This window comes from Tundrisphaera macrotermitis (assembly GCF_051175315.1).
GTDB lineage: Bacteria > Planctomycetota > Planctomycetia > Isosphaerales > Isosphaeraceae > Tundrisphaera.
Genome location: NZ_CP195100.1, coordinates 2,084,579 through 2,109,414, shown reverse-complemented (window position 1 = coordinate 2,109,414; position 24,836 = coordinate 2,084,579). Strand labels below are relative to the sequence as shown.

The following is a 24,836-nucleotide window of genomic DNA, read 5'->3' as shown; positions in this document are numbered from 1 at the left end:
CTCAGGCCTCCCGGACGACGAAGGCCTTGGTGCCGAGGTTCAGCGTCGAGTCGAAGGAGACCGCCTCGGGGTCGGGGTCGAGCCGCAGGAGGGCGTCGATCCGGAACCGGAGCGACCGCTCGGTGTCACGCCCTTCTTCCAGGCGGGCCCGGACGGCGGCCAGCCGGGGCTCGAACCGGCGGATCGCCTCCTCGACGGCCCGGAGCAGGCGGTCGCGCTCCTTGCCGTCGTCGAGGCTCGACGCGGAGAAGTCGGGCAGGCCGTAGGCCAGGAGCGACCGGTCGAGGTGCGCCAGCCCGGGGGGGCGATCGACGATCGACTGCTTGGTGTTGAGCAGCCACTCCAGGTCGCGCTGGACGCTCTCCTTCATCCGGGCGAGGATCCTGGCCCGGTCGGCGCGCGCGGCGACCGCCTCGGACGTCGCGGCGGGCGCGTCGTCGACGAGGCGGTCGAGGATCGAGAGGGTCGGGATCGGATCGGATGGCGTTGGTGGCATGGTCGGGGCCTCGCCGGGCCGGTGGTCCTGGGGCGGGCCCGCGTCGCCCGCCCCCGATCGGCCCGGTTCAGACCTTCTTGTTCGCCTTGATGTCGTATCCGGCCTTGACGGCCCCGCCGGTCGATCCGGCGGACTTCTGCTCCTTGTATTCCATCTCGATCTTGGCGAAGTTGAACGAGATCGATTCGGTGGGGACCGAGTCGCTCGACTCGCTGCCCGAGCCCTGGAAGCCGGAGATCAGGACGTCGGAGAGGGTGTACTTGATGTACTCCTCCTGCTGGCCGCCGGCCTTGTTCACCGAGATCACGACGGATTTGATGTGCTTGCCGGTGGCGCAGGCCTCGAACAGCTTGGGTGACGATTTGTCGACCTTCTTGACGACCGTGATGTCGCTGAAGGAGGCCTTGCCGGCCCCGCCGCCGCCGCCGGTGGCGAAGGTCCCGGTCTGGTGGGCCGCCATCGAGTACGACTCGATGTCGATCTCGCCCTTGTGCTTCGCGTTCGCGGACTCGCCTTCGATCCCATCGATCTTCAGGAACATGTCGACGGCCATGATCTTGCGCCTCGGGTTGGGGGAGGGGCCTGGGTCCCGGATCCACTTCCGCGCCCGCCGGGATAGTTACGACCGGGGGAGGCATTGTGACATCGAAACCCGATGATTTCACCTTCGTTCGGGTCAGCGACCCTGGGCCGGCGGGGGCAGCTCGGCGACCAGCCGGAGCGAGATGGTCAGCTCGTCGAGCTGGAAGTGGGGCTTGAGGAACGCCACCGCCTTGTAGCAGCCGGGGCGGCCGGGGTCGTCCATCACGTCGACCCGCGCCTCGCGCAGGGGCCGTTCGGCCTTCAGCTCCTGCGAGGCGTCGTCCATCTCCAGGACGTACTGGCTGATCCAGGTGTTGAGGTAGCGTTCGGTGTCCACCCGGCTCATCGCCGAGCCGATCCGGTCGCGGACGATCGACTTGAGGTAGTGGGCGATCCGCGACGTGGCCATGATGTAGGGCAATTGGGTCGAGAGCCGGGCGTTGGCGTTGGCCGCGTCGGTGTTGTAGGTCCTGGCCTTCTGGCACGACTGGGCGGCGAAGAATGCGGCGTAGTCCGTGTTCTTGCAGTGGACCAGGGAGATGAAGCCGAGGTCCGACAGCTCCTTGTCGCGGCGGTCGGTGATGGCGATCTCGGTGGGGCACTTCATCGCCACGTCGCCCTGGTCGGTGGCGAACGTGTGGACGGGAAGGCCGTCGACCAGCCCGCCCCCCTCGACGCCCCGGATCGCGGCGCACCAGCTGTACTTGCTGAACGAGTCGGTCAGGCGGGTGGCGAAGGCGTAGGCGGCGTTGCCCCACAGGTACTTGGAGTGGTCGGTGCCGTCGACCGACTCCTCGAACCGGAACGCCTCGACCGGCGCGGTCGCCTCGCCGTACGGCAGGCGCATCAGGATGTGGGGCAGGCAGAGGCCGACGAACCGGGAGTCCTCGGACTCGCGGAACGACCGCCACTTGGCGTACTCGGTCGACTGGAAGATCTTGGCCAGGTCCTGCGGGCCGGACATCTCGGTGAAGTCGTCCCAGTTGAACAGCTCGGGCCCGGCCGCCGAGATGAACGGGGCGTGGGCCGACGCCGCCACGCCGGAGATCGCCTTCAGGAGGTCGATGTCCTGCGGGTGGCGGGTGAACTCGTAGTCGCCGACCAGCGCCCCGAACGGGTGCCCGCCGAACATGCCGAACTCTTCCTCGTACACCTTCTTGAACAGGGCCGACTGGTCCCAGGGCGTGGCCGGGCCGAGGTCCTTGACCAGGTCCTTCTTGCTGGCGTTGAGGACCTTGATCTTGAGCATCTCGCCCGTCTCGGACTTGCTGACGAAGTAGTGGAGCCCGCGCCAGGCGGCCTCCAGCTTCTGGAAGTCCGGGTGGTGGAGGATGGCGTTGACTTGGCCGGACAGGAGCCGGTCGATCTCGCCGATCCGGGCGTTGATCATCGCCAGGGTGTCGTCGGACACGGTGATCGTGCCGGCCAGCACCTGCTCGACCAGTTCGGTGATGCTGTCGCGGGCGACGGCCCGCTGCTCCTCGTCGCGGCCGAGCTTGCCCTGGGTGATGATCTGATCCAGCAGGGGGATGCCGGCGGGCTCGGCGGCGGCCGGGGCCGCGGAGGGGGCGGCCTGGGTCGGGTCGGGTGCGGTGCTCATCGCTCAGCTCTCCTCGGCGGGGCGGCCGGATTCGGCGTGGATGCGGCGGAGGGCCTCGGTGTCGGCGATCACCTTCTGGAGCAGGTCGGCGGCCTTCTCGTTGCTGTCCAGCCGGTTGGCCAGGTTGGCGAGCTTCTCGCGGGCCTCCAGCAGCTTGCGGAGCGCCGGGACCTGGCGGACGACCTGCTCGGGGTCGAAGTCCGAGAGGTGCCGGAAGTTCAGCTCGACGCCGAGCTGGGTGCCCGAGCCGGGCTGGAGTTCGTTGGCCACGGGGAACGACAGCCGGGGGGCCATGCCCGCCAGGATCTTGTCGAAGTTCTCCGCGTCGATCTCCACGAACTTGCGGTCGCGGAGCCTGGGCAGGGGCTGGTCGGGCTTGCCCGACAGGTCGGCCAGCACGCCCACCACGAACGGCAGCTTCTTGGTCTCGATCGCCCCGTCCAGGTGGACGTCGTAGGTGATGTGCACGCGGGGGCGGCGGACCCGGTCCAACTTGTGCTGATGGCTCTCGCTCGGCGGCATCGCATCATCTCCGGGGGGAGCGGGGCATGATCCCCATGAGGATCGATCGGATTCACAGGGGAGTCAACGACTAACTTCCGTCAAATCCGCGGCGATGGATGCTCAGGACGGCGGCCCGCCTTCGCCGATGGACAGGGCCCGGGCGACGTCGGCCCGGCACAGGCGGGCGAAGGCGGCCTTCCATCGGGCGGGCGCCGCCTCCGCGGCCCTGGCGTCCCGCAGGGCCAGGCATAGGCCCGACCAGGCCCGCGCGACCAGGGCCGGGTCCTCCCACCCGTCCAGTCGCCGTTCGTCGACCTGCGCGGCCAGGTCGTCGGCCAGGTGGAGGGCCACGTCGGGGCGGCGGGCGGCCAGGCACAGCTCGGCCAGTTGCAGCGAGCGGACGAACCGCTCGCGGCCGTGGGTGGCCCGCCCCAGCGCGTCGCGGAGCAGGCCGATCCCCTCGTCGGCCCGCCCCTCGTCGGCGAGCGAGCGGGCCCGGTCGAAGGCGTCGGGCTCGCCGGCCTCGGCGTCGGGTTCGGGGCGTGCTTCGAACACCGCCGGGGCCGGCGCCTCCGGCTCGGGCGGCGCGGGGGCCGGGGCGGGCGCGAACTCGGCGAGGAGCCAGGCGCGGGTCTCGGCGTCGGCGGCGGCGGTGCCGTCCCCCAGGGAGGCGTCGGCCAGGCCCGGGAAGTCCGCCAGGATGGCGCGGAGCCAGCCCTTCGCGGCGGACGAGCCGCCCGGCCGGTCGCCCAGGGCGTCCAGGGCGGCGACCGCGTGGCGATGGGGGTCGAGCCAGGCCATCCCTTCCGGACGGGCCAGCGCCGCCTCGGCCGCCTCCAGCAGGGCGGCGTGGTCCCCCTCGGCGGCCTTGCGGCGGAGGTCGCGGCGGTCGTCGCTGGAGGGGCTGGCCGCGTCGTGGAGGCCGGACAGGTCGGCCATCCGGTAGAGTTCGGCCATCCGCGCCGCGCGGCCGACCAGGTAGCCGGCCGGGTCGCCCGGGGCCTCCTTCCTGAGGTAGGCCGCGGCCTCCAGGATGCGGCGGAGGGCGTCGTCGGCGTCGGCGATCGGGCCCGATGCCGTTCGGGCGGCCGGTTTGGGCTTGCGCGCGACCGGCTCGGCCTCGGCGGCGGGCTCGGGGTCGGTTTCGGCATCCGCCCTGGGCTCGGGGGCGTCCTCGGCCGGCTCGTCGTCGGGCGAGGGCTCCTGCTCGCGCTTGGCGTCGAGGAGCCGTCCGGCCAGCTGCTCGACTTCCTCCAGCGCCCGGCCCACCTCGGTCATGCCCGGGGCCTCGCGGCCGAAGTGGGCGTCGGACGAGCGGTCGAACTCGCGGTACGCCTCCAGGGCCGCCCCGACGTCGGCGGCGAGCGTCTCGTAGAAGGCCCGCCGGGTCTTGTTGACGGCGTCGTCGAACTCCTCGGCGGTCAGGCGCTCGTCGGGCGGGGCGTCGTCGTCGCCGGCCGGCCGCCGCGCGGCGCGGGACTCCTGCCAGCGGAGGAACGAGTAGCGGGCCTTGTCGGGGTCGTCGGTCAGGGGCAGGGACCGGATCAGGAGCGGGAAGTTCCGGTTGATGAACAGGAACGGCCCGTAGCGCATCTCCAGGTCGCCGTCTTCAACCTGGGGGTAGTACGTCTCCCAGAAGGCATCCTGCAGGCCCTTCAGGAGCGTGAACCCTTCGGCGAGCCCGGCGAAGCCCCGGCGGTGGGCCAGGGCTTCCGCGAGCCAGGCGGCCACCTGCAGGTCCTTGGATCGCCGGGTCAGGATGTCGGTGGCCAGGGCGATCACGCGGTCCCAGTTGGCGACCTTGGCCTTGCGCTTCCAGTCCCCCTGATTGGCATCGTCCTCGCTGCGGCGGGCCTCGCGCAGGTCGTCGTACTCGGGCGCGTAGGCCAGGTCCTCCCCGGCCGGGCTCGCGTCCGAGATCGGGGCCAGCAGGGCGTCGAGGTCGATGCCGACGGCCGTGGCCATGTCAGAACGCCCCCTGGGGCGGCGATTCCAGGTCGGGCGGCGGCTCGGCGCCTTCGAGGGCGGTCGATTCGGACCCCGCCGGGGCGGCGAACTGGAGCGTGCCCAGCTCCAGGACCGACGGCCCTTCCTCGCCGACCAGGATCACCTTGCGGCCGACCCCACGCACGATCCCGGAGCCGGCTTCCATCCAGTCGGTCTTGCGGCCGAGGCGGAGTGGGTCGTCCTCGGTGAAATAGGCCGTGCCGAAGTACAGGACCGGCAGGAACACCTCGCCGAGCTGGCCGTCGAAGGTGGCGAGCTTGGCCCGGGCCCAGATCAGGTCGCGGAGCGTGGTCGGGGTGGCGACTTCGAGGAACTGGATCTGGTCCCAGCCCACCCAGAAGTACCCGGCCGGGGCGAAGACCTCCAGGGCCGGGGCCAGCAGGTCGTCGGCGTCGCGGATGTCGGCGAACGCCGTCCCGTCGGCCATCGTGCCGGAGACGATCGGCATCGCCTCGGAGCCGCGATCCAGGGCCTTGCGGGCCGTGGCCACGCCGCCCGAGCGGATGGCGTCGACCGCCTCCAGGTGGGGCACCATCGCCGGGGTCGGCTGGCCGTCCAGGAACCGGGGGCGGACGCCCGACCCGAACAGGCGGTTGCGCGCCTTCTCGGCCTCCAGCAAGGACCGGCTGATGGTCGTCCAGGCGTGGGCGACCGGGTCGTCGGCCGGCCCGGCGGCGACCGGGGCGCCCAGCAGCCCCTCGGCGCCCGCCAAGTCCCCGGCGAAGCAGAGCAGGTCGAACAGGAGCCGGCGCGCCGCCGGGTCGCCCGCCTTCTCCGCCGCGTCGGCTTTGGCCCGCGCCACGGCCTGGGTCAGCTTGCCTTCGGACAGCAATTCATCGACGGTCATTGACGTGGCCTCTCGCGGATCCCGGGGGGCGCCGGCCGATCCCCGCCCCTCGGCAACCCGACCTACGAACTTACGCCGTCCCGGTGACGCCTCCAAGGACAATCCATGCGGCCCGCGCGTGGATCGATCAGAGGTTTCGAATCGATCGTGCGCGGCCCGCCCATCCGGGGCCGCCCGCGCCGATTCCGCCCGCGTCTTTGACGCCCCCGGGCCGACGCGCTATAGTGGGAGCCGGTCGGGAGGCGGATCACGGGACGGGAGAGCCCTCGAATCGATCGGGCTCCGGGAGGCGACCGACGATGGGAGTGACCTGCCCTCACTGTCGGGCGACGATGGCCGAGGACGGGGGCCGCTGCCCATCGTGCGGGGTCGCCTCCGACCCGTTCGGGACGATCCTCCCGCCCAGCCCGCGAGGCCCGTCGCCCCCCAACCCGTTCCAGCCGGCCCCGGCGGCCCCCCCGCCCCGTGCCAAGCCCCGGCCGGCCCGGCCCCCGGCCCCGCCCGCGCCGATCCAGGCGGACCCCGCCCCTCGGCCCCGGCCCCGGCCGGCCCCGCCCGCGCCGCCGGCCCCGCCCGCACCTCCGGCGCCACAGGCCCCGACGGCCCCGCACTACTACCAGCAGGCGCCGCCCGCCCCGCCCGCCCCGGCCCCGGCCTCGATCGGCAAGATCGGCAAGATCTGGAACATCCTGCGCGGGGGGGACGAGCCGGCGGCCCCCGCCCCGGCGCCGGCGTATGCCGGGCCTCCCGCGCCGGCCGCCGTCCCGGCGCCGGCCCCGCCCCCCGCAGCCCCGGCCCCGCCGGTGCCGGAGTGGGCGTCGCGGCCGGTCGAATACCCGGCCAACCCCCCCTATCAGTCCGAGGGCACCGACGAGGGGACGGTCTTCTATCAGGGCGTGGATGTCGGCCGGATCAGCGTGCCGAGGGTGTCGCACCACCTCCACATCCTGGACAAGACCGGGGTCTGGCGTGAATTCGCCGAGATCCCGGCCAAGGGCCTGAGGGTCGGCGCCAGGAAGACCAGCGACTTCCCCGACATGGAGACCCTGGCCCCGCGCCACCTGGAGCTGTTCTTCGAGCGGGGGGCGCCGGCCGTCCGCGACCTCGGGGCGCTCAACGGGGTGTTCCTCCGCGTCACCGAGCCGGCCGAATTGAGCGACGGGGCGCGGTTCCGCGCCGGCAGCCACGTCATCGAATTCCGCCGCGCCGAGCCGATCGGCCCCGGGCCCGCCGCCCGATCGGACGAGGGGGAGGAGTTCTTCAGCCGCGACCTGAACGCCCTGGCCTTCCTGGACCTGATCCGGCCCGACGGCCGCCCGGGGCTCCGGTTCCCGATCACCCGACCCGACTTCACCATCATCGGCCGGGGCGGCGCGGGCAAGGGGGGGACCGAGGCCCACATCGTCCTGGCCGGCGACCCGGTGGTCAGCACCCAGCACGCCCTGATCCGCCACGACGCCGGCCGGTTCCGCCTGGAAGACCTCCGCAGCAGCAATGGCACCTACCTCCGCGTCGATGGCTCCGCCCCCCTGCCCCCCGGCGCCGTGATCCTGGCCGGCCGCGTCCTGTTCCGCGTGGTCGCCTCCTCCGGGCCGTTTCAGGCCGGGGAGCGCTGGGGCGCCTCGCGATGAATCCGCCCTGTCACCGGGAGTCCACCATGAAACGCGCCTGGATCGCCGCCCTCCTGCTGCCCATCGCCGTCTCGGTCGCCTCGGCACAGAGGCCGAGGGCACCGATCGTGCTCGGGCCGGACGACAAGGCCGCATTCCCGGCCGCCCCGGAGGGCTTCAGCTCCCATCGGGCCGACATCCCCCACGGCAAGGTTGAGGTGGTCGAGTACGACTCCACGACCGTGGGCACCAAGCGGAAGATGAAGGTCTATACCCCGCCCGGGTTCTCGAAAGGTCAGACCTACCCGGTCCTGTACCTCCTGCACGGGATCGGCGGCGACGAGGACGAGTGGAACCGGGACGGCAAGCCCGCCGATATCCTGGACAACCTCTACGCGGACGGGAAGGCCGTCCCGATGATCGTGGTCCTGCCCAACGGCCGGGCCCAGCCCAACGACCGGGCCGAGGGGGACGTCTTCCGCCACGCCAAGGCATTCGAGACGTTCGAGGGGGATCTCCTGAAGGACATCATCCCGTTCATCGAGAAGACCTACCCGGCGAAGAAGGATCGGGAGTCCCGCGCCCTCGCCGGGCTGTCGATGGGCGGCGGCCAGTCCCTGAACTTCGGGCTCGGCCACCTCGACACGTTCGCCTGGGTGGGCGGGTTCTCGTCGGCACCGAACACCCGGGCCCCGGAGCAGCTGGTGCCCAACCCCGAGGAGGCGAAGGCCAAGCTCAAGCTGCTCTGGATCTCGTGCGGCGACAAGGACGGCCTGATCAACATCAGCCAAAGGACCCACGCCTACCTCAAGGAGAAGGGCGTCCCCCACATCTGGCACGTCGACCAGGGCGGGCACGACTTCCGGGTCTGGCGGAACAACCTGTATCTGCTGGCCCAGAAGCTGTTCCGCTGAGGCCGGCGGGCCCCCGGGGCCCGGCAGATGCCGGCCCGTCCCCCTGGGCCGGCCGTCGCGGGGCGGGTACAATCAACCCGGGCGAGCAGGACATGGCGGGATGAGGGCCGGCGGGTCGATGGCAGACGGTTTGAGCGTCCTTTGTTTCGGCGGGACCTATGGCCTGGCGCTGGCGTGCGACCTGGCCCGGTTCGCGGTGCGGGGCGTGGCCCGGTGGTACGCGACGCTGGCCCTGTTCGCCCTGGCCTGGGTCGTCCAGACCCTGTACCTGGCGAACCTGGCCGTCCGGACCCGGCAACTGCCGGTGACCACGGTGTTCGAGTCGCTGCTGGTCGTCTCCTGGGTCCTGGCGGCGGTGGGCCTGTACCTGATCGCGCGGTCGCCCAAGCCGGTCGCGGTCGGGGTCTTCATCCTGCCGGGGGTCGTGGGCTTGGTGGGCCTGGCGGGGATCTGGGCGCCCCGAGATGATTGGGCGGCCTGGGGTGGGGCCACCTATTTCTGGGGCGTGACCCATGGGTTATTCTACCTGGTGGGGGCGGCCGGGTCGTGCGTGGCCTTCGTCGCCGGGCTGATGTACCTGATCCAGTCGTCCCGGCTCAAGCACAAGCGGCCCAACCGGTTCGGCCTGGTGATGCCGAGCCTGGAGCAGTCCGAGAAGCTCAATCGGGCGGGGATCACCGTGGCGTTCCCGTTCCTGACAGCGGGGCTGGGAATCGGGCTGGTGATGGAGGCGTCGCTGCGGAGGGCGGGCCGGTCGCAGATCGAATGGACCGACCCCAAGGTGCTCAGCGGCCTGATCATGTGGCTCCTGTTCGCGGTCCTGCTCCACGCCCGGTTCCGGCCCGAGATGAGGGGCCGCAAGGTGATGCTGCTGACGGTGGTCGCGTTCCTGTCGCTGGCGTTCGCCACCGTGGGGGTGGACCTGATGGACATCACGTCGCACGGCGTGAGGCGGGGGGATGCCCCGCCCGCGGCCGATCCCGGGACGAAGGCCCCGGGGAGGTCGGCGTGAATCTCCTGGCGTTGGGCGTCGATCACCGCCGCGCCCCGGCCTCGGTGCGCGAGGCGTTGGCGTTCGAAGGGGGGAAGCGGGACGAGGCGCTCGACGCCCTGTCCCGGGCGTTCCCCGGGGGGGAGTTCGTCATCCTCTCGACCTGCAACCGGGTCGAGCTGTACGCCGCCGGCGCCGGTGGGGCGATCCCCCAGACCGGGGCGATGATCGACTTCCTGGCCCACTTCCACGCCATCCCCGCCGAGGGGTTCGCGACCCACCTGGTCGACCACCACGACGAGCACGCGGTGGCCCACCTGTTCAAGGTCGCCGCCAGCCTGGAGAGCCTGGTTCTGGGCGAAGGCCAGATCATCGGCCAGGTGCGCGACGCCTACAAGGCGGCCGACGCGAGGAAGACCGTCGGGCCGATCCTCCACGCGGTCTTCGACCACGCCCTCCGGGTGGGCAAGCTGGTCCGCGAGCAGACCGGCATGGACAAGGGGAAGCTGTCCGTGGCCAGCGTCGCGGTCGACGTCGCCAAGGACGTCTTCGACACGTTCTCCGACAAGACGGTGCTGGTCATCGGCGCCGGCAAGATGGGCGACCTGACCCTCCAGCACCTCGCGGCGCTGAAGCCCGGGACGATCCTGGTCACCAACCGCAACCCGGCCCGCGCCGAGGAGGCCGCCCGGCGTTGGAACGGCCGCGCCGTGCCGTTCGAAGACCTGAATCGGGCCCTGATCGAGGCCGACGTGGTGGTCAGCACCACCGCCTCCGACCGGCCGATCGTCGACCTCGAGACCTACACCCGGGTCCAGCGGGCCCGCCGCAACCGCCTGGCGCTGATCCTCGACATCGCCATCCCGCGCGACTTCGACTCGCGGATCGGCGACCTGGACATGGTCCACCTCTACAACGTCGACGACCTCCGCGTCCAGGCCGAGGAGAACCGCCAGAAGCGGCAGAAGGGGATCGACCCGGCCCTGGCGATCATCGACCGCGAGGTGGCCGCCACCCTGGCCGCGCTGCGGCACCGGACCCACGCCGGCGCCGTGCTCCGCCAGCTCGGCGACACCGCCGACGCCGCCCGGCTCCGCGAGCTGGACACCCTGTTCGCCCGCCAGCCCGACCTGACCCCGGCCCAGCGCGAGGACATCGCCCACGCCATGCGGCGGCTCCAGAACCAGTTCCTCCACCACCCCCGCGTCGCCCTCCGGTCGGCCGCCGCCGACCCCCCCGCCGACCACCCCCACCCCCTGCTCCACGCCGTCCGCGCCCTGTTCGGCCTGGCGGACGCGTGAGCCGGCCGATCGGAATGCCATGACACCCACCCACCGCTCCCGCCGTTCGTTCCTCCAGTCCTCGGCCCTCCTGGCGGGCGCCGCCCCGCTGGCCCATCCCGGGTCGATTTTGGGCCAGGCCCCGAAGGCCGATGCACCCCTGATCGCCTACGTCGGGACGTTCAGCTCGCCGCTCCGCGACGTCCTGCCGACCCAGGTGGATCTGCCCCCCGGCAACGGGCGCGGCATCCACCGGTTCCGGGTCGATCGCGAGACCGGCGCGATGGAGGCCCTGGACGTCGAGGAGTCGGGCGTCAGTCCGAGCTGCCTGGCCCTGAACGCCGCCGGGACCCGGCTCTACTCGGCCAACGAGACCGACCGGGTCGGCGACGACAAGCAGGGCACCGTCACCGCCTACGCCATCGATCGGGCCGACGGCCGCCTGCAGAAGCTCAACACGGTGCGATCCGGCGGCGCCGGGCCGACCTACGTCAGCGTCCACCCCTCCGGGCGGTTCCTGCTGGTGGCCAACTACTTCGGCGGGTCGGTGGCGGTCCTGCCGATCCTTCCCGACGGCCGCCTGGGGGATGCCACGGACGTCCAGGTCGATGCCGGCAAGCTCGGCCCCGCGCGGGCGACCAACGCCCCGCCCGGGACGTTCGCCTTCAGCGGCCACGACCGGACCCATGCCCACATGATCCAGGCCGACCCCTCGGGCCGGTTCGTGCTCCACGTCGACCTCGGCCTGGACCGGATCTACTCCTGGCGGTTCGACGACCGGGCGGGGATCCTCACCCCCAACGACCCGCCCGCGGTGGCCCTGCCCCCGGGCGACGGCCCCCGCCACTTCCACTTCCACCCCAATGGCCGCTGGCTCTACTCGATCCAGGAGGAGGGCTCGAACCTCGTCCGGTTCGACTACGACGCCCAGACCGGCCGGCTGACCGCCCGGCAGACGATCTCCAGCCTCCCGCCCGGGTTCGCCGGCAGCAACTTCTGCTCCGGGGTCCTGGTCTCCGGCGACGGCCGGTTCGTCTACGCCGGCAACCGGCTCCACGACAGCATCGCGATCTTCGCCGTCGGCCCGGACGGCGACCTCCGGTTCGTGGGCGAGGAGTGGACCCGGGGCAACTATCCCCGCAGCTTCTCCTTCGACCCCACCGGCCGGTTCCTCGCCTGCTGCAACCAGCGGGGCGACAACGTCGCCGTCTTCCGGGTCAACCAGGAGACGGGCGGGCTGGCCTTCACCGGGCACTACTGCCCGGTCGGCAACCCGTCGATGATCGTCTATCTCGACCTGGCAGCGAAGCCATCCTGAAGCGGTGGGCGTCCGGGCGGCCCGATGGAGTGGCGGGTCGCCGCGGGGTAACCCCTCAGGCGACCGCCTGCGGATCCTGGGCTTCCGCGAACGGGACGTAGGCGGCCGCCGGGCCGAAGAGGAAGCGGTCGGCGATCTCGGGGGCCTGTGCCTCGGCCGCCTCGCGGCCCAGCTTCATCAGTGCGGGGATATGCGTCACGCCGTCCAGGCTCCAGGAGCGGTCGGGGATCTCGAAGTCGACGCACCGGTAGCGGTCGCCGAGGACGAACTCCATCGGGAGCTGGACGCCCTGCATCTGCGAGATGCCCATCACGTCGGCGATCCGGCCCGCCCAGTAGAGCAGGCCCGCGTCGGCGCCCGGCGGCTTGAGCGAGTAGGTGGCCCGGCCGGTGCCGATCGAGAGGAGCCGGAGCGACGCGGTGTCGTAGGCGGGGTCGCAGCCGGGCCGCCGGCAGTCCTGGCGGATCTTCATCGCCTCGGCCACGGCGACCACGGCCGGGGCGTTGGCCCACACGCCGCCGTCGCAGTAGGCGTGGCCGTCGGGCATCACCTGGTGGGGGAAGTAGGTCGGGGCCGCCGTGGCCGCGCGGAGGACGTCGACGACCGTCAGCCCGGCCTCGTCCATCGCGCCTGGCAGGTGGGGCGTCCGGAAGATGTGCGCCCGGCCCAGCGACAGGTTCACCGAGGGGATGATCAGCCGGGTCGCGCCCAGGTCGCCCAGGGTCGTCTCGCCGAAGACCCGGGTCAGCGCATCCCGGAGCCGGAACGGGCAATAGCGGGCGCGGAAGAAGGCGTCCATCCCCTGCCCCGTGCGGCGGCGGAGGACGCGCGAGGCCAGCGGGTAGATCGGCCGCATCAGCCCCCGCGCCCGGTACGGGTCGCGCGGGTGGAAGATGTCCCCGCCGTCCTCGCGGTAGAAGCGTTCCAACTCGCTCGCGGGCAGGCCGAGCGCCAGGCCCGCGGCGATGATGGCCCCGGTCGACGTGCCGGCGATCAGGTCGAACTGGCCGATGATCGGCGAGCCGATCAACTCCTCCAGCCGGGCCAGGAACGCGACGCCGAACGCGCCGCGGATGCCGCCACCGTTGAGGGTGAGGATCCGGAAGGGATGCATGCCTTGAAGTCCTTTTCCGCCGGGGTGCCGTCCTGCGGCGGGCGACTCGGCCCGGCCCGCCCGGTCGTCGGCAGTCCCGGCCTGCCCCGTGTTTCCTGTCCTAATATCGATCGGCTTTCGCCCGCCCGGTCGGCGTTCCTACGATCGGGGGCGGCCGCGTCACGCTCGTAGATCTTGAGTCGGCAGCCCTCGTCGGAGAAGGAGACCGGGCGCTTGGCCCCGGGTTTCGGGAGGCAAAGCTTGAGCCTCGGGCCGTCGAACGCGTAGATGCCCCTGGTGGTCTTCCCCCGGAAGTTGGTGAGATCGATCGATTTCGGGTCGGTGGACGGGTCGACCTTGATGGTGGAAGCGATGGATGGCGAGGAAATCTGGTCCAGAAGCCCGACGACGTAGGGTTGATTCCGGGGGATGACCATCATCCGATCGCCATCGAAAAGGGTGACGAACAACGCCATGGAATCGAGAAGTGGTTTTGGATAGGACGCGGCGTCCTCGCGGTTGATGAGGAGGGTCCATCGGCCCTGGAACTCGGCCATCCCGGGGCGGGAATCCTGCCGGGGCCGCAGCCAGACGGCCGCCGCGACGGGCAAGGACGCCAGCAGCAACGCGATCGCAACTCTCCGGATCCTGGGCATTCTCATCGGGAGCTCCGCCTCGATCAGGGGGGTCGTCAACCCCGGGAATTGCCGGGCATCTTAACCGGGTGGGATGCCGGCCACAACGCCGGGAAGGCCGGCTTCCCCATGACGGCAGCCCGTCGCCGATTGCTGGCCCCGATCCGGCCGGGATGCCCGGCCGGGGGCGCTAAATAAATAGATCGATCCTCTTTTCGGTCCGAGGAACTTGCATATAAACAGACTGTCGGACGTGGCGCCGCGCCGATGCCACGCCGCCCGCCCGTCGACGGCCGTCCGCATCCTCAGAAATCAGGATGCGGACCTTCGACGCCCGGATACGGGCGTCACGCCCGCCGACGGCCAACTCACCCCCGCGTCCCGGACCCGGCGTGACCCTGGTTCACGCCCGGTTCGGGGCGCCGGAGACTCCGCGGATCTCCGGGAAGATCGTCGCCGGCCCGCTTCGGAGATCCTCGAAAGGGGAACGGCCGGGGTCGCCGCGATGGGGCCGCCCTTCGGTGCGTTCACGCCATGATCTGCTCGTAATAGCGCCTGGATGCCGCGTAGCACTCGCAAGCGGCGTCCTCCAGCCGGAGCCGGTCCAGAACCCGGATCCGCCCCCGATGGTAGGAGATGATCCCGGCATTCTGGAGCGTCCCGGCGATCACCGTCACGCCCTGGCGGCGCAGGCCCAGCATCAGGGCCAGGAATTCCTGGGTGAGGGGGAACTCGTCGCTGCCGGCCTGGTCGTGGATCGACAGCAGCCAGCGGCAGGCCCGGGCCTCGGAGAGGTGGAGCGCATTGCAGGCGATCCCCTGGCCGGCGTGGCGGATCGAGAAGACGGCGTAGCGGCGGATCAGCCGGGCGATGATCGGCCCCCGGGCCATCGCGCGCAGGAATTCGCGGGTCGGGATGCGGATCATCTCCCCGGCCATCTGGCAGATGACGCGGTGCGGGCTCTCGGCCACCCCCAGGGCGGCCGCCACGCCGAGCATCCCTTCCCGCCCCACGGTGGCGGCCTCGATCGGATCCTCCTCCTCCAGCACCAGCAGCGCCGAGGCCAGGGCCGAGGTCGGGAATTGCAGGAAATCGACGTCCTCGTCGATCTGGTGGATCACCTGCTTGAGTTCCATCCCCTCGCGCTGCAGGTGGGGGGCGAGCAGGCCGTACTCGTCCGTCGGGATGCGATCCAGGAGCCAGTTGCCGGAGTCCCTGAAGCGAAGTGGAGCGTCCATGGGTCTCCTCGATCGTCGCGCAGGCCCGGAGTCGGTGGCTCGGGGCGGGCCGCCGGGACTCGGAGGTCCATTCGATCATAGCCGGGTCTCACAAATTGCGATGCCCGAATGCGGGCGGGCCGGGGGATAATCCGGCGGGATCGACCCCTCCGGCCGGCCGGATCGGCGGAACATCCCGGCCCTCTCGGGGGTAGTGCCGGGGGAGAAACCCCGGAGGAGATGCCCCATGACCCTGCTCACGATCGCGGCCGCCCTGCTGCTCCAGGCCCCGCCCGCCTCGACCCCCCGCACCTGGGAGGTCGATGGCGTGACGCGCGAGGCCATCGTCCACGCGCCCTCGAAGAAGACCGAGGGGAAGGTGCCCCTGGTGTTCGACTTCCACGGCCACGGCGGCACGGCGGCCCACGCCGCCCGGGCGCACCGACTCCACGAGGCCTGGCCCGAGGCGGTGGTCGTCTACATGCAGGGGCTGAAGTCCCCGGGCAACCTGACCGACCCCGAGGGGAAGAAGGCGGGCTGGCAGAGGTCCCCGGGCGACCAGGGGGACCGCGACCTCCGGTTCTTCGACGCGGTCCTGGCGTCGATGAAGCGGGATTACCCGGTCGACGACCGCCGGGTGTTCGCCACCGGCCACTCCAACGGCGGGGCGTTCACCTACCTGCTCTGGGCGACCCGGGGCGACTCGATCGCGGCCTGCGCCCCGGTCGCGGCCGCCGCCGGGCTTTACTTCCAGAAGGCCCGGCCCAAGCCGGTGCTCCACGTCGTCGGCCGGAAGGACCCGCTGGTCCGGTACGCCATGCAGCGGAGGACGCTGGACCGCGTCGAGCGGCTCAACGGCTGCGAGGGGCCGGCCGAGCCGTGGGCCGAGGGGTGCGAGCGGCACCCGTCGAAGGGAGGGACGCCCGTGGTGGTCTACACCCACGACGGCGGTCACGAGTATCCCCGGGCCGCGCCCGCGCTGATCGTCCGGTTCTTCCGCGAGGCGGTGCAATAGGCCGGGGAAACTGGACGGGTCGGGACGATGGCGACGGCCGATGCGCCCCGGACGGCGGGATTGGGGGCGAGGCCGGGGTTGCGACGGTCGATCCACAGGCATGAGGATGGACCGGACCCGGGCGGAGCCCCTGACGATGATGTTACGACGAGCCCTGCCGACCCTGGTCGTCCTGGCCACGGTCCTGGCCCCGGCGACCGGCCATGCCCAGATCTGGGACTTCGTGAGCCTCCGCAAGGTCAACGGCCGGCTGGCCGGGCGAGTCGACGACTACACCCACAACCACGGCCAGGACCTGCGGGCCTGCTCGCCGATCCTGGGCATGAAGCGCGACCTGTACGTGTACGTCCCGCCCGGGTACGACCCCGCCGTCGCCTATCCCCTGATCGTCTATTTCCACTCGGCCGACTTCGACGAGCATGCCCTGATCGGCATGGGGCTGCTCGAAGAACTGGACGCGATGATCCTGCGGGGCGAATGCCCGCCGGTGGTCGTGGCCTGCCCGGACGGCAACTACAGCGGCCGGAACTGGGTCTTCGCCAAGCATTCGCTGTTCGTCAACGGCGACGGGGGGCGGATGGAAGACCACGTCATGCAGGAGGTCATCCCGTTCGTCCAGCGGCACTATTCGATCCTGCCGAACCGCGAGGCCCACGCGGTCCTGGGGGATTCGGCCGGCGGCTACGGGGCGCTAGGGATGGCGATCAAGCACCGCGACTTCTTCGCGGCCTCGGCCACGCTGGCCAGCCCGATCAACCTCCGCTATACCAACGCCGACGGGATCTATGGCCAGCAGTTCGACCCGGCCACCTATCGCTGGGTAGAGCGGTATGACCCGGAGACCGTGATCGCGACGTTCTACCACGGGCTCAGGCGGGTGAAGGCCAAGAGCGTCCTGGGGCCGATCTACGGCGACGGCCCCGACGCGCTCGCGCGGATGGCCCGGGACAACCCGGCCGACCTCCTGTTCGGCTCGGGCCTGCGGCCGGGGGAACTCGCGATCTACCTCCGGTTCGGGGCCCTGGACGAGTACAACTTCGACTCGCACAACCTGTCGTTCGCCTGGCTGGCCTCCGGCCTGGGGATCGACGTGGAGGTGGCCTGCGACCCCGAAGGCCGCCACAACCTCCCCTTCTTCAAGGCGCACCACCAGGACGCCTTCCGCTGGCTGGCCGCCCGCCTGCCCCCGCCCTCGGCCCGCTGACCGGGCCGGAGGGGGGGAGCATTCGAAGGGGCCGCCGGCGTCACGGGGCCTCGATGGCGCGGCCCTGGAGCAGGTAGTTCCAGAGCGCCTCGGCCTGGCGGTCGGCCCGGCCGTCGAGGATCGTGGGCAGGACGCTGGCCTCGCCGTTGAAGAAGCTGGGCATCTTGGTATCCGGGTCGACCCGGAGCGGGGCCCGGACCCAGCGGTCGTAGTAATCCTTGCGCAACCGTTCCTTGACGTGCATGAAGTTGATGCCCGGGGCCTCGAACACCCCGACCGCCGCGACGTTGCCGACCTTGTGGCAGCTCACGCAGTTCAGCCCGGTGCTCCGGACCAGCGCCTTGGCGTCGGCCAGGTGCGCGGGATCGGGCGCGGCGTCGGGCGGGCTGGCGGCCGCGTAGCCGTGCTCCAAGGACAGGCCCACGGCCAGCCCCTCGGCGCGGGCCGGGAAGCCCGGCATCCGGGCCTTGAGGTAGGGCCGGGGCTTGTAGTCCAGGGTGCCGGCGATGAACGTGTTCGACCATTCCGGCTTGAGCTTTTCGCCGATCCAGGTCAAGGGCGGCCGGGACTGGAGCGCCGGGTACGGGTGGCCGTCCGGGTCCACCTCCACGGCGCCCGCGTTGGCGTCGGCCGCGAGGTTGGCCACCTCGGGCGCGAGGCTGCTCCAGGCATCCTCGTAGCCGTCGCGCTTGTGGCACGAGGCGCACCGCAGGGCCTTGATCTGCCGTTCGGCGAACTCGGGGGCTGCGTCGCGGGCCAGCGATGCCGGGGCGGCCTCGGCCGTGGCGAACGACCGGATCGCCTGCCGGGGCCCGTCGGCCAGGCCGAAGTCGGGGGCCTTGCGATCCGGCTTCGACTCGGGGTCGAGGCACCCCCGCGACCAGCCGTCGGCGGGGATCGCCGCCAGGGCCGGGGCCGTGGGGTTCGGGGCGGGCTTCGCCGCGTGGCAGTTGACGCACCCCGCCGACGCGAACAGGGCCTGGCCCCTGGCCGGGTCGCCGGCCGAAGCACCGGGGTCGAGGTCGGCCGCCGGCCCGGAGGCGACGAACGCCGCGAGCTTGGCGGCCTCGTCCTGCGACAGGTGGAAGTTGGGCATGCGGATCCAGGCGTAATGCCGGTCAGGCTGGAGCAGGAACGAGCGTAACGCCTCGGGCTTCCACTTCGCCGCGACGTAGCGGAGCGGGATGCGGGCCGGGTCGGCCGCCCAGTCGTCGCGATCGGGGCGGGTGTGGCAGCCCACGCAGCCCAGCCCGGCGAACAGCCGGCCGCCCGCGGCGACGGCCTCGGCGTCCGGCGCGGGCGGTGCGGCCTCCCCCTTCGCCCCGCCCTGGGAGGCGAGGAAGGCGGCGAGGTCGCGGGCGGCGTCGGACGGAGCGGGCGCGGCGGCGATGTCGGAACCGGCCGCGATCGCGGGCTTGCCGTGGAAGACCCGGGGCATGGTCGCGGCGGGCCGGAGCGATCGGGGGTCGTCGATCCATCGGGCCATCCAGCCGGCCCGGAGCCGGGCGCCGGCGTCGTCGAGGTTGGGGGCGTCCATCGCCAGTTCGGGCATCCCGCCCGGCGTGGGGGCCGAGGCCGGGGCGGCGTGGCACCGGAGGCAGCGGAGCTCGGCCAGCAGCTCGCGCCCCTCGCGGAGCCGGTTGCCGTCGACGAGCCTCGGCGTGGCGAGGTCGTGGCTCAGGACGTAGGGGGCGATCGGCTCGCGGACGAAGCCCTCGTCCTCGGAGGCCCAGGACAGGCGGATCGAGGCGTCCCCCTTCTCGGGGCTGTCGTAGGTCACGACGAGGGCGTTGGCCCCCTTCTTGAGCTTCGCCGTCTTGCCCTTGAGCTTCGACAGGTCGTCGCCCGAGCCTTCCAGGGCGACCTTGCCGTTGACCTCGACCTTGATCGTGCCCCGGCCGGCGGCCATGAAGTCGTATTCGCTGCGGAACGGGCTGGCCAGGTTCCCTTCCCAGGTCGCGCGGAACGGCCCCGGCGCGAGGAAGGCCGACGGCGGCGTCCCCTCGGGCACGGCCAGCGCCACCAGCCGCGCCGGGCGGGCATCGGCGGTCGCGCCGCGCGAGAGGGTCAGGATCAGGCCGAGCCCCTGCCCGGGGGCGAGCCGGGGGCCCTTGGAGGCCCCTTCCACCTCGTCATCATCGTCGTCGGCCGGGGCGGCGATCGGCGGGTGTGCGGATCGGGCGTCGGACGCGGGGAGCAGCCAGGGCACGGCCCCGGCCAGGATCAAGGCGGCGATGCGACCTCTCATGGGGATGGCTCCGGACGACCTGATTATCGATAACCCGTCGGGGTGGATGGATGTGGCCCTCGGACCAGGGGATCCTGGCCGGCTGGGCCACGCCGATGGCCTTGGCTCGAGGGGAACAGCTGGGGTGGCTGTGGTTGGCAAGCCAACCACAGGGCCGGCGCCCTGGGTCGAGCGGGAGCTGATCGCCCCACCTCATCGATCACCCGGCCGGCGATCGATGACGTCAGGCTCGCCGGCCCTGTGGTTGGCAAGCCAACCACAGCCACCCGGACCTGGGGGCGGACTGCCGAGACAGAGAGGGAGAGGGAGGACCGGGGACGCCGCGACCCCGGCCGCCTCCGGAGAGACGTCGGGGTCGCGGTCGATCAGGAGAAAACAAGCGGACCGTATCCGCGAACCGATCAGGGGATCGCGTTGATGGTGTTGTAGACGTCCACGGGGACGCGCTTGCCGTCGGCCGACTTGAGCCGACCCTGGATGTGCATCTGCATGACGGGCTTGAGGTCCTCGATCTCCAGCGAGACCGTCTTGCCGTCCTCGGAGAGCTTGGCCGACTTGACCGTGACCTCGTCACGCCCCTTGGCCAGCTGCTTGGTCAGCTCCTCGATGGCGGCCGCGTTCTTCTCGCGGTCCTCGCGGAGCCGGTTCAGCTCCATGACCTTGGCCTGGAAGTCGGGGGTCTTGGCCGAGTAGTCGTCCGAGCCGTACTCGCTGCACCAGAGGTAGTTCCACTGCTCGATCTGGTAGCTGTCCGGGTCGTTGGCGTCCTCGGGCTCCAGCGGGTCGGTGAAGGAGAGGTCCAGGCCGGTCTTGGTGACCTTCAGCCCGGTGACCATGTTGGCCGGCTTGCCGGTGTAGCGGACCCGCTGGAAGGCGGCGTCCATCGCGGCGGAGGTCTGCCAGCCGCGGAGGCCGGCGACATAAAGCTGGCCGTCGCGGGGGTTGAACTTCGGCCGCATGATCCCGGTCAGGAAGTTCACCGGGAACCGGGCCACGCCCCCCTGGATGTGGTCGCCGAACTGGTCGACCAGCGCCAGGAACAGCGAGCACGTCCCGTAGGAGGTGTGGAGCAGGCGGCCCTGGAACGGGCCCCAGCGGTCGGAGGTGACCCAGGCCTGGCCGCCGCCCGAGTTGTCCACGTCCTTGGGGAACCAGCAGATCGGCTCGTCGTACATGGTCGGCTTCTCGTCGCGGTGGGCCGTGTCGACCACCCCGTAGAACCCGCCCGGCTTGATCATGTTGAGGCGGCTCTTGGGCATCCAGGTGCCCTCGTTGTCGCCCGAGGTGACCTGGCCTTCGGGGCCGACGCCGATGCCGTTGGGGGCGCGCAGGCCGGTGGCGTAGGTCACCATCGTCTTGCCGTCCTTGTAGACCTTCATCACGGTGCCGCTGTTGGCCGCGATGTAGTCGAAGCCCCGCCCGCCGCCGCGCACCGGGCCGGCCTTGGCGAAGTAGAAGTTCCCCTCGGGGTCGGTCTGGAGGTCGAAGGCGAACTCGTGGAAGCTGGGCGTCACCGCCATGTCGTGGTTGAACGCCTCGTAGAAGTCCGCCTCGCCGTCGCCGTTCAGGTCGACCAGGCGGGTGATCCCCTCGCGGCCCAGGACGTAGACCTGATCATCGACGATCTTCAGTCCCAAAGGCTGGAATAGCCCGGTGGCGATCCTTTGCCAGGTCAGCTTCTCCAGCTTGTCATCGACGCCCGAGACGGTCCAGACGTCGCCGCTCCAGGTGGGCAGCGCCGCGCGGGTGCCGTCGGCGAAGAAGTCCAGCCCGCCGAACCGGATCCAGGACTTGTACGGGTTCTCGTCCGGGGCCGTGATCGTGTCGACCACGTAGGCCCCGTCGCCGGTGCCGAGCACGCCCTTGGTCTCGACATTCTCGGCCCAGCGGGCCGGGCCCCCCTTCAGGTGCGCCGTGAGGTCGAGCGGGGCCTTGTCCTCGGCGACGAACTTGGCGAGCGCCTTGCCGTCCTCCTCGGACCCGGTGCCGATCGCCAGGCGGAACGAAGTGACCTTGTCCGAGGCGGGGATGGTCAGCGTGATCCGGGAATTCGACGCATTCAGGATGGTGCCTGCCGGCGCCCCGGCGACGCTCGCGACTGTCAGCCGATCCCCCTTCTTGAGGGCCATCGAGCCGCCCGGTGTGCCGGGGCTATACTTGAGGACGATGCCATCTGCCTCGATCCGGTTCCCGTTGGCGTTGTCGGTGCCTGGCAGGGCCGGGGTTGCCCCCTCGACGTCCGCGATCACCATCGTCAGCGGCTTGGCGGTCGGGCCGACGTTGAAGGTGCGGGTGAAGATCGGAGCGGCCTCGGTCCCCTCGATCCAGGGGGATTCCATGACCGACGTCTCGCCCACGGTGTAGGACAGGACGACATGGTCGCCGTTGACGTAAAGGCCCTTGTACTTGGCCCAGTCGGCGGGCAGCGGGCCGTAGGGCTCGGGGCGGGGGTCCTTCCAGTCGTCGCCGCGGGCCCAGCCGGGGCCGACCTTCGTGCCGAAGGCCTGCTTGCCGTCGACCTCGGGCCAGGTGCCGTGGCTGCCGTCATAGGGCGTGCCGCGGAGCTTGACGAAGCCGCCGGTCCAGCCGGCCGAGACGCGGAGCAGGTCGGTGTCGAAGCAGATCGCCGCGGTGGGGCCATCGCCCGAACCGAGCTTGATGGCGATGCCCTTCATCGCATTGTTGTCTTTGGGCTCCGGGGCCTTGATGGTGGCCGACAGGAACCGGCCGTAATCCATCTCCTCCCACCGCTGCGGCTCTTGCTTCTTCTCCCGCCTCGGGCGGGCCGCCTTCTTCTTGGCGGCCGGCTCGTCCTTCGGGGCGTCGGCCGGCTCCTGGGCGCGGGCCATCGAGCCCGCCACCAGCACCGCCAACGCCAGCAGGAGCGTCGGCCGGGGGGATGCGGGAGATACCGGGGTGCGACTCATCAAGGCGACCTCGTGATTGGCGAAGATTAGGGCGGAGGGGAACGGGGGCGTCGCGGGCTCGCGGGCCGGATTCCGATCATCCCGCGGGCGGGATGGCGGGACGGTCGGCGACCACCGGTCAGATATTCGCATTCGTCGCAAAATATCGGGATGCGACTTGCGAATTCCCTGGGGAGTCGCCATGATCCTCGCTCGACGAGGGGCGAGGCCGGGTTCGGCCCCGCATCCACCGATGCGACTTCGGCTCCCCGGGCGGGTGCGGAGGAAGGTCGCGCGGCGTCGTTCGGTGTCGGACCGGTGGGCGACCGATTATAGATCGTCCCCCGACGCCGGCCAAGGGGGGAGCCCGGGCACCCCTCCGCGGGAACTCGCCGCGAAGATGAGTGGAGAAGGAATCGGGCCCGGCGGGAACGAACAGGCAGGGCGATGCGGCCCCGCGTGCCCCAACCCCCAGATTCTTCAGCGAAGGACCCCCGGAATGGATCAGCGCATCAGCGACGAGGCCGGATCGCTCGACCCCGGGCCGGGAGGGCCCGCCGGCCGCCCGCGTCGTCTCCCGAGGCTGTTCGGCTGGGCCCTGTTCGCCCTGGCCCTCGGCGCCGGGTTCCTGGCCATCTCGCCGAAGGAGGCGGAGCGGGACGAGCCGGCCGACTGGGGGCGGATCCGCCACCAGTCCGGGGCGGTCCGGGCGGTGGCGTTCACCCCCTCCGGCCGGACGCTGGCGATCGCCCATCGGGGCGCCGCCGTCCGGCTGACCGACGACCGGGGCCGGACGCGGCTGCTCGACCCCGGCCCGGCGGCCCGGCCCGGGACGACGATCCTGAGCCTGGCCTTCTCGCCGGACGGCCGGACCCTGGCCTGCGCCGACTCGGCCTGCGGCATGAGGCTCTGGGATGTCCGCGACGACGGGGAGGGCGAGACCGTCGTGCTGCCCCACAAGATCCCGGTGCTGAGCCTGGCCTTCTCGCCGGACGGCCGGTACCTGGCCACCGGCGACGAGGAGGGGGCCGTCCGGCTCTGGAAGCTGTCCGTGCCCCGCCGGCGGCCCTCGCTCCGGGGCCACCTCGCCGAGATCCGGTCCCTGGCCTTCTCGCCGGACGGTCGGACCCTGGCCTCCGGCGACGGGGCCGGCTCGATCCGGACCTGGGACGTCGAGACCCTGGCCGGGCGGCTCCGCCTGGAGGGCCCCCGGGGGCGGGTCATGGGGCTGGCCTTCTCGCCGGACGGCCGGACCCTGGCCTCCGGCGCCTCGCACGACCCCGTGCACCCCGGCGGCGAGGCGGTGCTGTGGGATGTCGCCACCGGGGCCGGCCGCCTCCGCCTCTCCGGCCATCGCGGCTCGATCACCTCCCTGGCCTTCTCGCCGGACGGCCGGACCCTGGCCACGGGCAGCGTCGACCGGGAGATCCGGCTCTGGGACGTCGCCACCGGGGCGAGTCGGGCGACCCTGGCCGGGCACGAGGGGTACGTGGCCTCGGTCGCCTTCTCGCCGGACGGCCGCTGGCTCGCCTCCGGCGGCGAGGACACCATCTCCGGCCTCTGGGACCTGAGCACCCGGCAACTGGCCGGCCTGCCCGCCCCCGCCCCCGCGCCGGCCGCGCCGTCGGCCGGGGAGGCCTCGCGGCTCCTGGCACTTGACCCGTCCGACGACGACCTTATGCTGATCTACGAACTCTCGGTCGCGATCGCGCCCGCCCGGAAGCCTCGGAGCCTCGACGACCATGGAGATCGATCCCCAGGAGATGCCGGGCGACCGGAGCTATAGGCTGGTCGTCGGCTGCGTCGTGCCCCGGCCGATCGCCGTGGTCTCGACCCTCTCCCCGGAGGGGCATCCCAACGTCGCCCCGTTCTCCTACTTCACGATCGCCGGCCACGACCCGCTCTCGCTGACCTTCTGCGTGGGCGGGCCGAAGTCCAAGGGGGTCGAGAAGGACACCCTCCGCAACGCCCGCTTCCCCGCCGAAGGCGGCCTCGGGGAGTTCATCGTCCACGTGGCCGACGAGTCCTACGCCCTCCAGATCACCCGCACCGGCGAGCCGATTCCCTACGGGGAATCGGAGTTCCACCACGCCGGCCTCACCCCCGCCCCGGCCCATTCGGTCCGCCCCCACCGGATCGCCGAGGCCGCCGTGGCCTTCGAGTGCGTGACGACCCACATCGTCCCGGTCGGCAACGCCCACCTCGTCGTCGGCCGGGTCGTCCACATCTTCGTCCGCGACGACATCATCGACGACCGGATGCAGGTCGACCCCGACCGCCTCGCCGCCATCGGCCGGATGTCCGGCAACGACTACGTCCGCACCCGCGACCGCTTCGAAGCCCGCCACACCGCGCCCTGATCGCACCAC

The 24,836-nt window shown here is 71.7% G+C and carries 19 protein-coding genes and 1 pseudogene; 9 read left to right on the top strand and 11 right to left on the bottom strand.

What is annotated here, in order from left to right; translation table 11 throughout:
• Position 1 precedes the first annotated feature (1 nt).
• The 6 genes from tssE to TA3x_RS08570 form a co-directional block, all read right to left on the bottom strand.
• Complete coding sequence (gene tssE / locus TA3x_RS08595; protein WP_435020238.1) at positions 2–496, bottom strand: type VI secretion system baseplate subunit TssE; 495 nt, start codon at positions 494–496, stop codon at positions 2–4.
• Positions 497–563: 67 nt separating this feature from the next.
• Positions 564–1,049, bottom strand: coding sequence for an Hcp family type VI secretion system effector (locus TA3x_RS08590; RefSeq protein ID WP_435020236.1), 486 nt, complete (start codon positions 1,047–1,049; stop codon positions 564–566).
• A gap of 123 nt (positions 1,050–1,172) precedes the next feature.
• Positions 1,173–2,678 carry a type VI secretion system contractile sheath large subunit gene (gene tssC, locus TA3x_RS08585; RefSeq protein ID WP_435020234.1) on the bottom strand — a complete coding sequence of 502 codons (1,506 nt, stop codon included), beginning with the start codon at positions 2,676–2,678 and terminating at the stop codon, positions 1,173–1,175.
• Positions 2,679–2,681: 3 nt separating this feature from the next.
• Entirely contained in the window at positions 2,682–3,200 is a 519-nt protein-coding gene (tssB, locus tag TA3x_RS08580) for a type VI secretion system contractile sheath small subunit (RefSeq protein WP_435020232.1), read from the bottom strand.
• 102 nt (positions 3,201–3,302) lie between these two features.
• A complete protein-coding gene (tssA, locus tag TA3x_RS08575) occupies positions 3,303–5,147 on the bottom strand; it encodes a type VI secretion system protein TssA (RefSeq protein WP_435020230.1) in 1,845 nt (614 codons plus the stop codon).
• A 1-nt stretch (position 5,148) separates the two neighbouring features.
• On the bottom strand, positions 5,149–6,036 hold the full coding sequence (locus tag TA3x_RS08570; RefSeq protein WP_435020228.1) for a type VI secretion system accessory protein TagJ: 888 nt from the start codon (positions 6,034–6,036) through the stop codon (positions 5,149–5,151).
• 299 nt (positions 6,037–6,335) lie between these two features.
• On the opposite strand from TA3x_RS08570, the gene TA3x_RS08565 reads away from it, so the two are divergent.
• The 5 genes and pseudogenes from TA3x_RS08565 (at position 6,336) to TA3x_RS08545 (ending at position 12,149) form a co-directional block, all read left to right on the top strand.
• Positions 6,336–7,667 (top strand): FHA domain-containing protein, encoded by a 1,332-nt coding sequence (locus TA3x_RS08565; protein ID WP_435020226.1) that lies wholly within the window; start codon positions 6,336–6,338, stop codon positions 7,665–7,667.
• A 26-nt stretch (positions 7,668–7,693) separates the two neighbouring features.
• Positions 7,694–8,557, top strand: a pseudogene (locus TA3x_RS08560) (alpha/beta hydrolase); the annotation flags it as partial.
• A gap of 121 nt (positions 8,558–8,678) precedes the next feature.
• Complete coding sequence (locus TA3x_RS08555) at positions 8,679–9,572, top strand: cytochrome C assembly family protein (protein WP_435020224.1); 894 nt, start codon at positions 8,679–8,681, stop codon at positions 9,570–9,572.
• Entirely contained in the window at positions 9,569–10,852 is a 1,284-nt protein-coding gene (gene hemA, locus TA3x_RS08550) for a glutamyl-tRNA reductase (RefSeq protein ID WP_435020222.1), read from the top strand. Before TA3x_RS08555 ends, hemA begins: the two co-directional genes overlap by 4 nt.
• A 19-nt stretch (positions 10,853–10,871) precedes the next feature.
• Positions 10,872–12,149, top strand: coding sequence for a lactonase family protein (locus tag TA3x_RS08545; RefSeq protein ID WP_435020220.1), 1,278 nt, complete (start codon positions 10,872–10,874; stop codon positions 12,147–12,149).
• A gap of 55 nt (positions 12,150–12,204) precedes the next feature.
• On the opposite strand, the gene TA3x_RS08540 is transcribed toward TA3x_RS08545, so the two are convergent.
• The 3 genes from TA3x_RS08540 to TA3x_RS08530 form a co-directional block, all read right to left on the bottom strand.
• Positions 12,205–13,263, bottom strand: a complete 1,059-nt coding sequence (locus TA3x_RS08540) for a CBASS cGAMP-activated phospholipase (RefSeq protein ID WP_435020218.1) — start codon at positions 13,261–13,263, stop codon at positions 12,205–12,207.
• Positions 13,176–13,904 (bottom strand): TIGR03067 domain-containing protein, encoded by a 729-nt coding sequence (locus TA3x_RS08535; protein ID WP_435020216.1) that lies wholly within the window; start codon positions 13,902–13,904, stop codon positions 13,176–13,178. The genes TA3x_RS08540 and TA3x_RS08535 overlap by 88 nt, the downstream gene beginning before the upstream one ends.
• A 500-nt stretch (positions 13,905–14,404) precedes the next feature.
• Positions 14,405–15,115 carry a Crp/Fnr family transcriptional regulator gene (locus TA3x_RS08530; RefSeq protein ID WP_435020214.1) on the bottom strand — a complete coding sequence of 237 codons (711 nt, stop codon included), beginning with the start codon at positions 15,113–15,115 and terminating at the stop codon, positions 14,405–14,407.
• 226 nt (positions 15,116–15,341) lie between these two features.
• Between TA3x_RS08530 and TA3x_RS08525 the strand changes: the two genes are divergently transcribed.
• Positions 15,342–16,109, top strand: a complete 768-nt coding sequence (locus TA3x_RS08525) for an alpha/beta hydrolase family esterase (protein ID WP_435020212.1) — start codon at positions 15,342–15,344, stop codon at positions 16,107–16,109.
• Between the two features lie 136 nt (positions 16,110–16,245).
• Complete coding sequence (locus tag TA3x_RS08520) at positions 16,246–17,313, top strand: alpha/beta hydrolase (protein ID WP_435020210.1); 1,068 nt, start codon at positions 16,246–16,248, stop codon at positions 17,311–17,313.
• Positions 17,314–17,353: 40 nt separating this feature from the next.
• Here TA3x_RS08520 and TA3x_RS08515 read toward each other — a convergent pair whose 3' ends face one another.
• Both TA3x_RS08515 and TA3x_RS08510 read right to left on the bottom strand, forming a co-directional pair.
• Entirely contained in the window at positions 17,354–19,561 is a 2,208-nt protein-coding gene (locus TA3x_RS08515) for a hypothetical protein (RefSeq protein WP_435020208.1), read from the bottom strand.
• Between the two features lie 401 nt (positions 19,562–19,962).
• A complete protein-coding gene (locus tag TA3x_RS08510) occupies positions 19,963–22,488 on the bottom strand; it encodes a DUF6797 domain-containing protein (protein ID WP_435020206.1) in 2,526 nt (841 codons plus the stop codon).
• A gap of 478 nt (positions 22,489–22,966) precedes the next feature.
• Here TA3x_RS08510 and TA3x_RS08505 point away from each other — a divergent pair, with 478 nt between their 5' ends.
• Together TA3x_RS08505 and TA3x_RS08500 are read left to right on the top strand one after the other, a co-directional pair.
• Positions 22,967–24,253, top strand: a complete 1,287-nt coding sequence (locus TA3x_RS08505) for a WD40 repeat domain-containing protein (RefSeq protein WP_435020204.1) — start codon at positions 22,967–22,969, stop codon at positions 24,251–24,253.
• Positions 24,210–24,827, top strand: coding sequence for a flavin reductase family protein (locus TA3x_RS08500; RefSeq protein WP_435020202.1), 618 nt, complete (start codon positions 24,210–24,212; stop codon positions 24,825–24,827). Before TA3x_RS08505 ends, TA3x_RS08500 begins: the two co-directional genes overlap by 44 nt.
• Positions 24,828–24,836: the final 9 nt, after the last annotated feature.

Bases quoted from the DNA above. Each gene is read 5' to 3' on its own strand.
- TA3x_RS08520 (WP_435020210.1), top strand. From the start codon at position 16,246: ATGATGTTACGACGAGCCCTGCCGACCCTGGTCGTCCTGGCCACGGTC.
- TA3x_RS08535 (WP_435020216.1), bottom strand. From the start codon at position 13,904: ATGAGAATGCCCAGGATCCGGAGAGTTGCGATCGCGTTGCTGCTGGCG.
- TA3x_RS08530 (WP_435020214.1), bottom strand. From the start codon at position 15,115: ATGGACGCTCCACTTCGCTTCAGGGACTCCGGCAACTGGCTCCTGGAT.
- tssC (WP_435020234.1), bottom strand. From the start codon at position 2,678: ATGAGCACCGCACCCGACCCGACCCAGGCCGCCCCCTCCGCGGCCCCG.
- tssB (WP_435020232.1), bottom strand. From the start codon at position 3,200: ATGCCGCCGAGCGAGAGCCATCAGCACAAGTTGGACCGGGTCCGCCGC.
- TA3x_RS08570 (WP_435020228.1), bottom strand. From the start codon at position 6,036: ATGACCGTCGATGAATTGCTGTCCGAAGGCAAGCTGACCCAGGCCGTG.
- TA3x_RS08565 (WP_435020226.1), top strand. From the start codon at position 6,336: ATGGGAGTGACCTGCCCTCACTGTCGGGCGACGATGGCCGAGGACGGG.
- TA3x_RS08500 (WP_435020202.1), top strand. From the start codon at position 24,210: ATGGAGATCGATCCCCAGGAGATGCCGGGCGACCGGAGCTATAGGCTG.
- TA3x_RS08510 (WP_435020206.1), bottom strand. From the start codon at position 22,488: ATGAGTCGCACCCCGGTATCTCCCGCATCCCCCCGGCCGACGCTCCTG.
- tssA (WP_435020230.1), bottom strand. From the start codon at position 5,147: ATGGCCACGGCCGTCGGCATCGACCTCGACGCCCTGCTGGCCCCGATC.
- TA3x_RS08555 (WP_435020224.1), top strand. From the start codon at position 8,679: ATGGCAGACGGTTTGAGCGTCCTTTGTTTCGGCGGGACCTATGGCCTG.
- TA3x_RS08590 (WP_435020236.1), bottom strand. From the start codon at position 1,049: ATGGCCGTCGACATGTTCCTGAAGATCGATGGGATCGAAGGCGAGTCC.
- TA3x_RS08505 (WP_435020204.1), top strand. From the start codon at position 22,967: ATGGATCAGCGCATCAGCGACGAGGCCGGATCGCTCGACCCCGGGCCG.
- TA3x_RS08540 (WP_435020218.1), bottom strand. From the start codon at position 13,263: ATGCATCCCTTCCGGATCCTCACCCTCAACGGTGGCGGCATCCGCGGC.
- TA3x_RS08545 (WP_435020220.1), top strand. From the start codon at position 10,872: ATGACACCCACCCACCGCTCCCGCCGTTCGTTCCTCCAGTCCTCGGCC.
- tssE (WP_435020238.1), bottom strand. From the start codon at position 496: ATGCCACCAACGCCATCCGATCCGATCCCGACCCTCTCGATCCTCGAC.
- TA3x_RS08515 (WP_435020208.1), bottom strand. From the start codon at position 19,561: ATGAGAGGTCGCATCGCCGCCTTGATCCTGGCCGGGGCCGTGCCCTGG.
- TA3x_RS08525 (WP_435020212.1), top strand. From the start codon at position 15,342: ATGACCCTGCTCACGATCGCGGCCGCCCTGCTGCTCCAGGCCCCGCCC.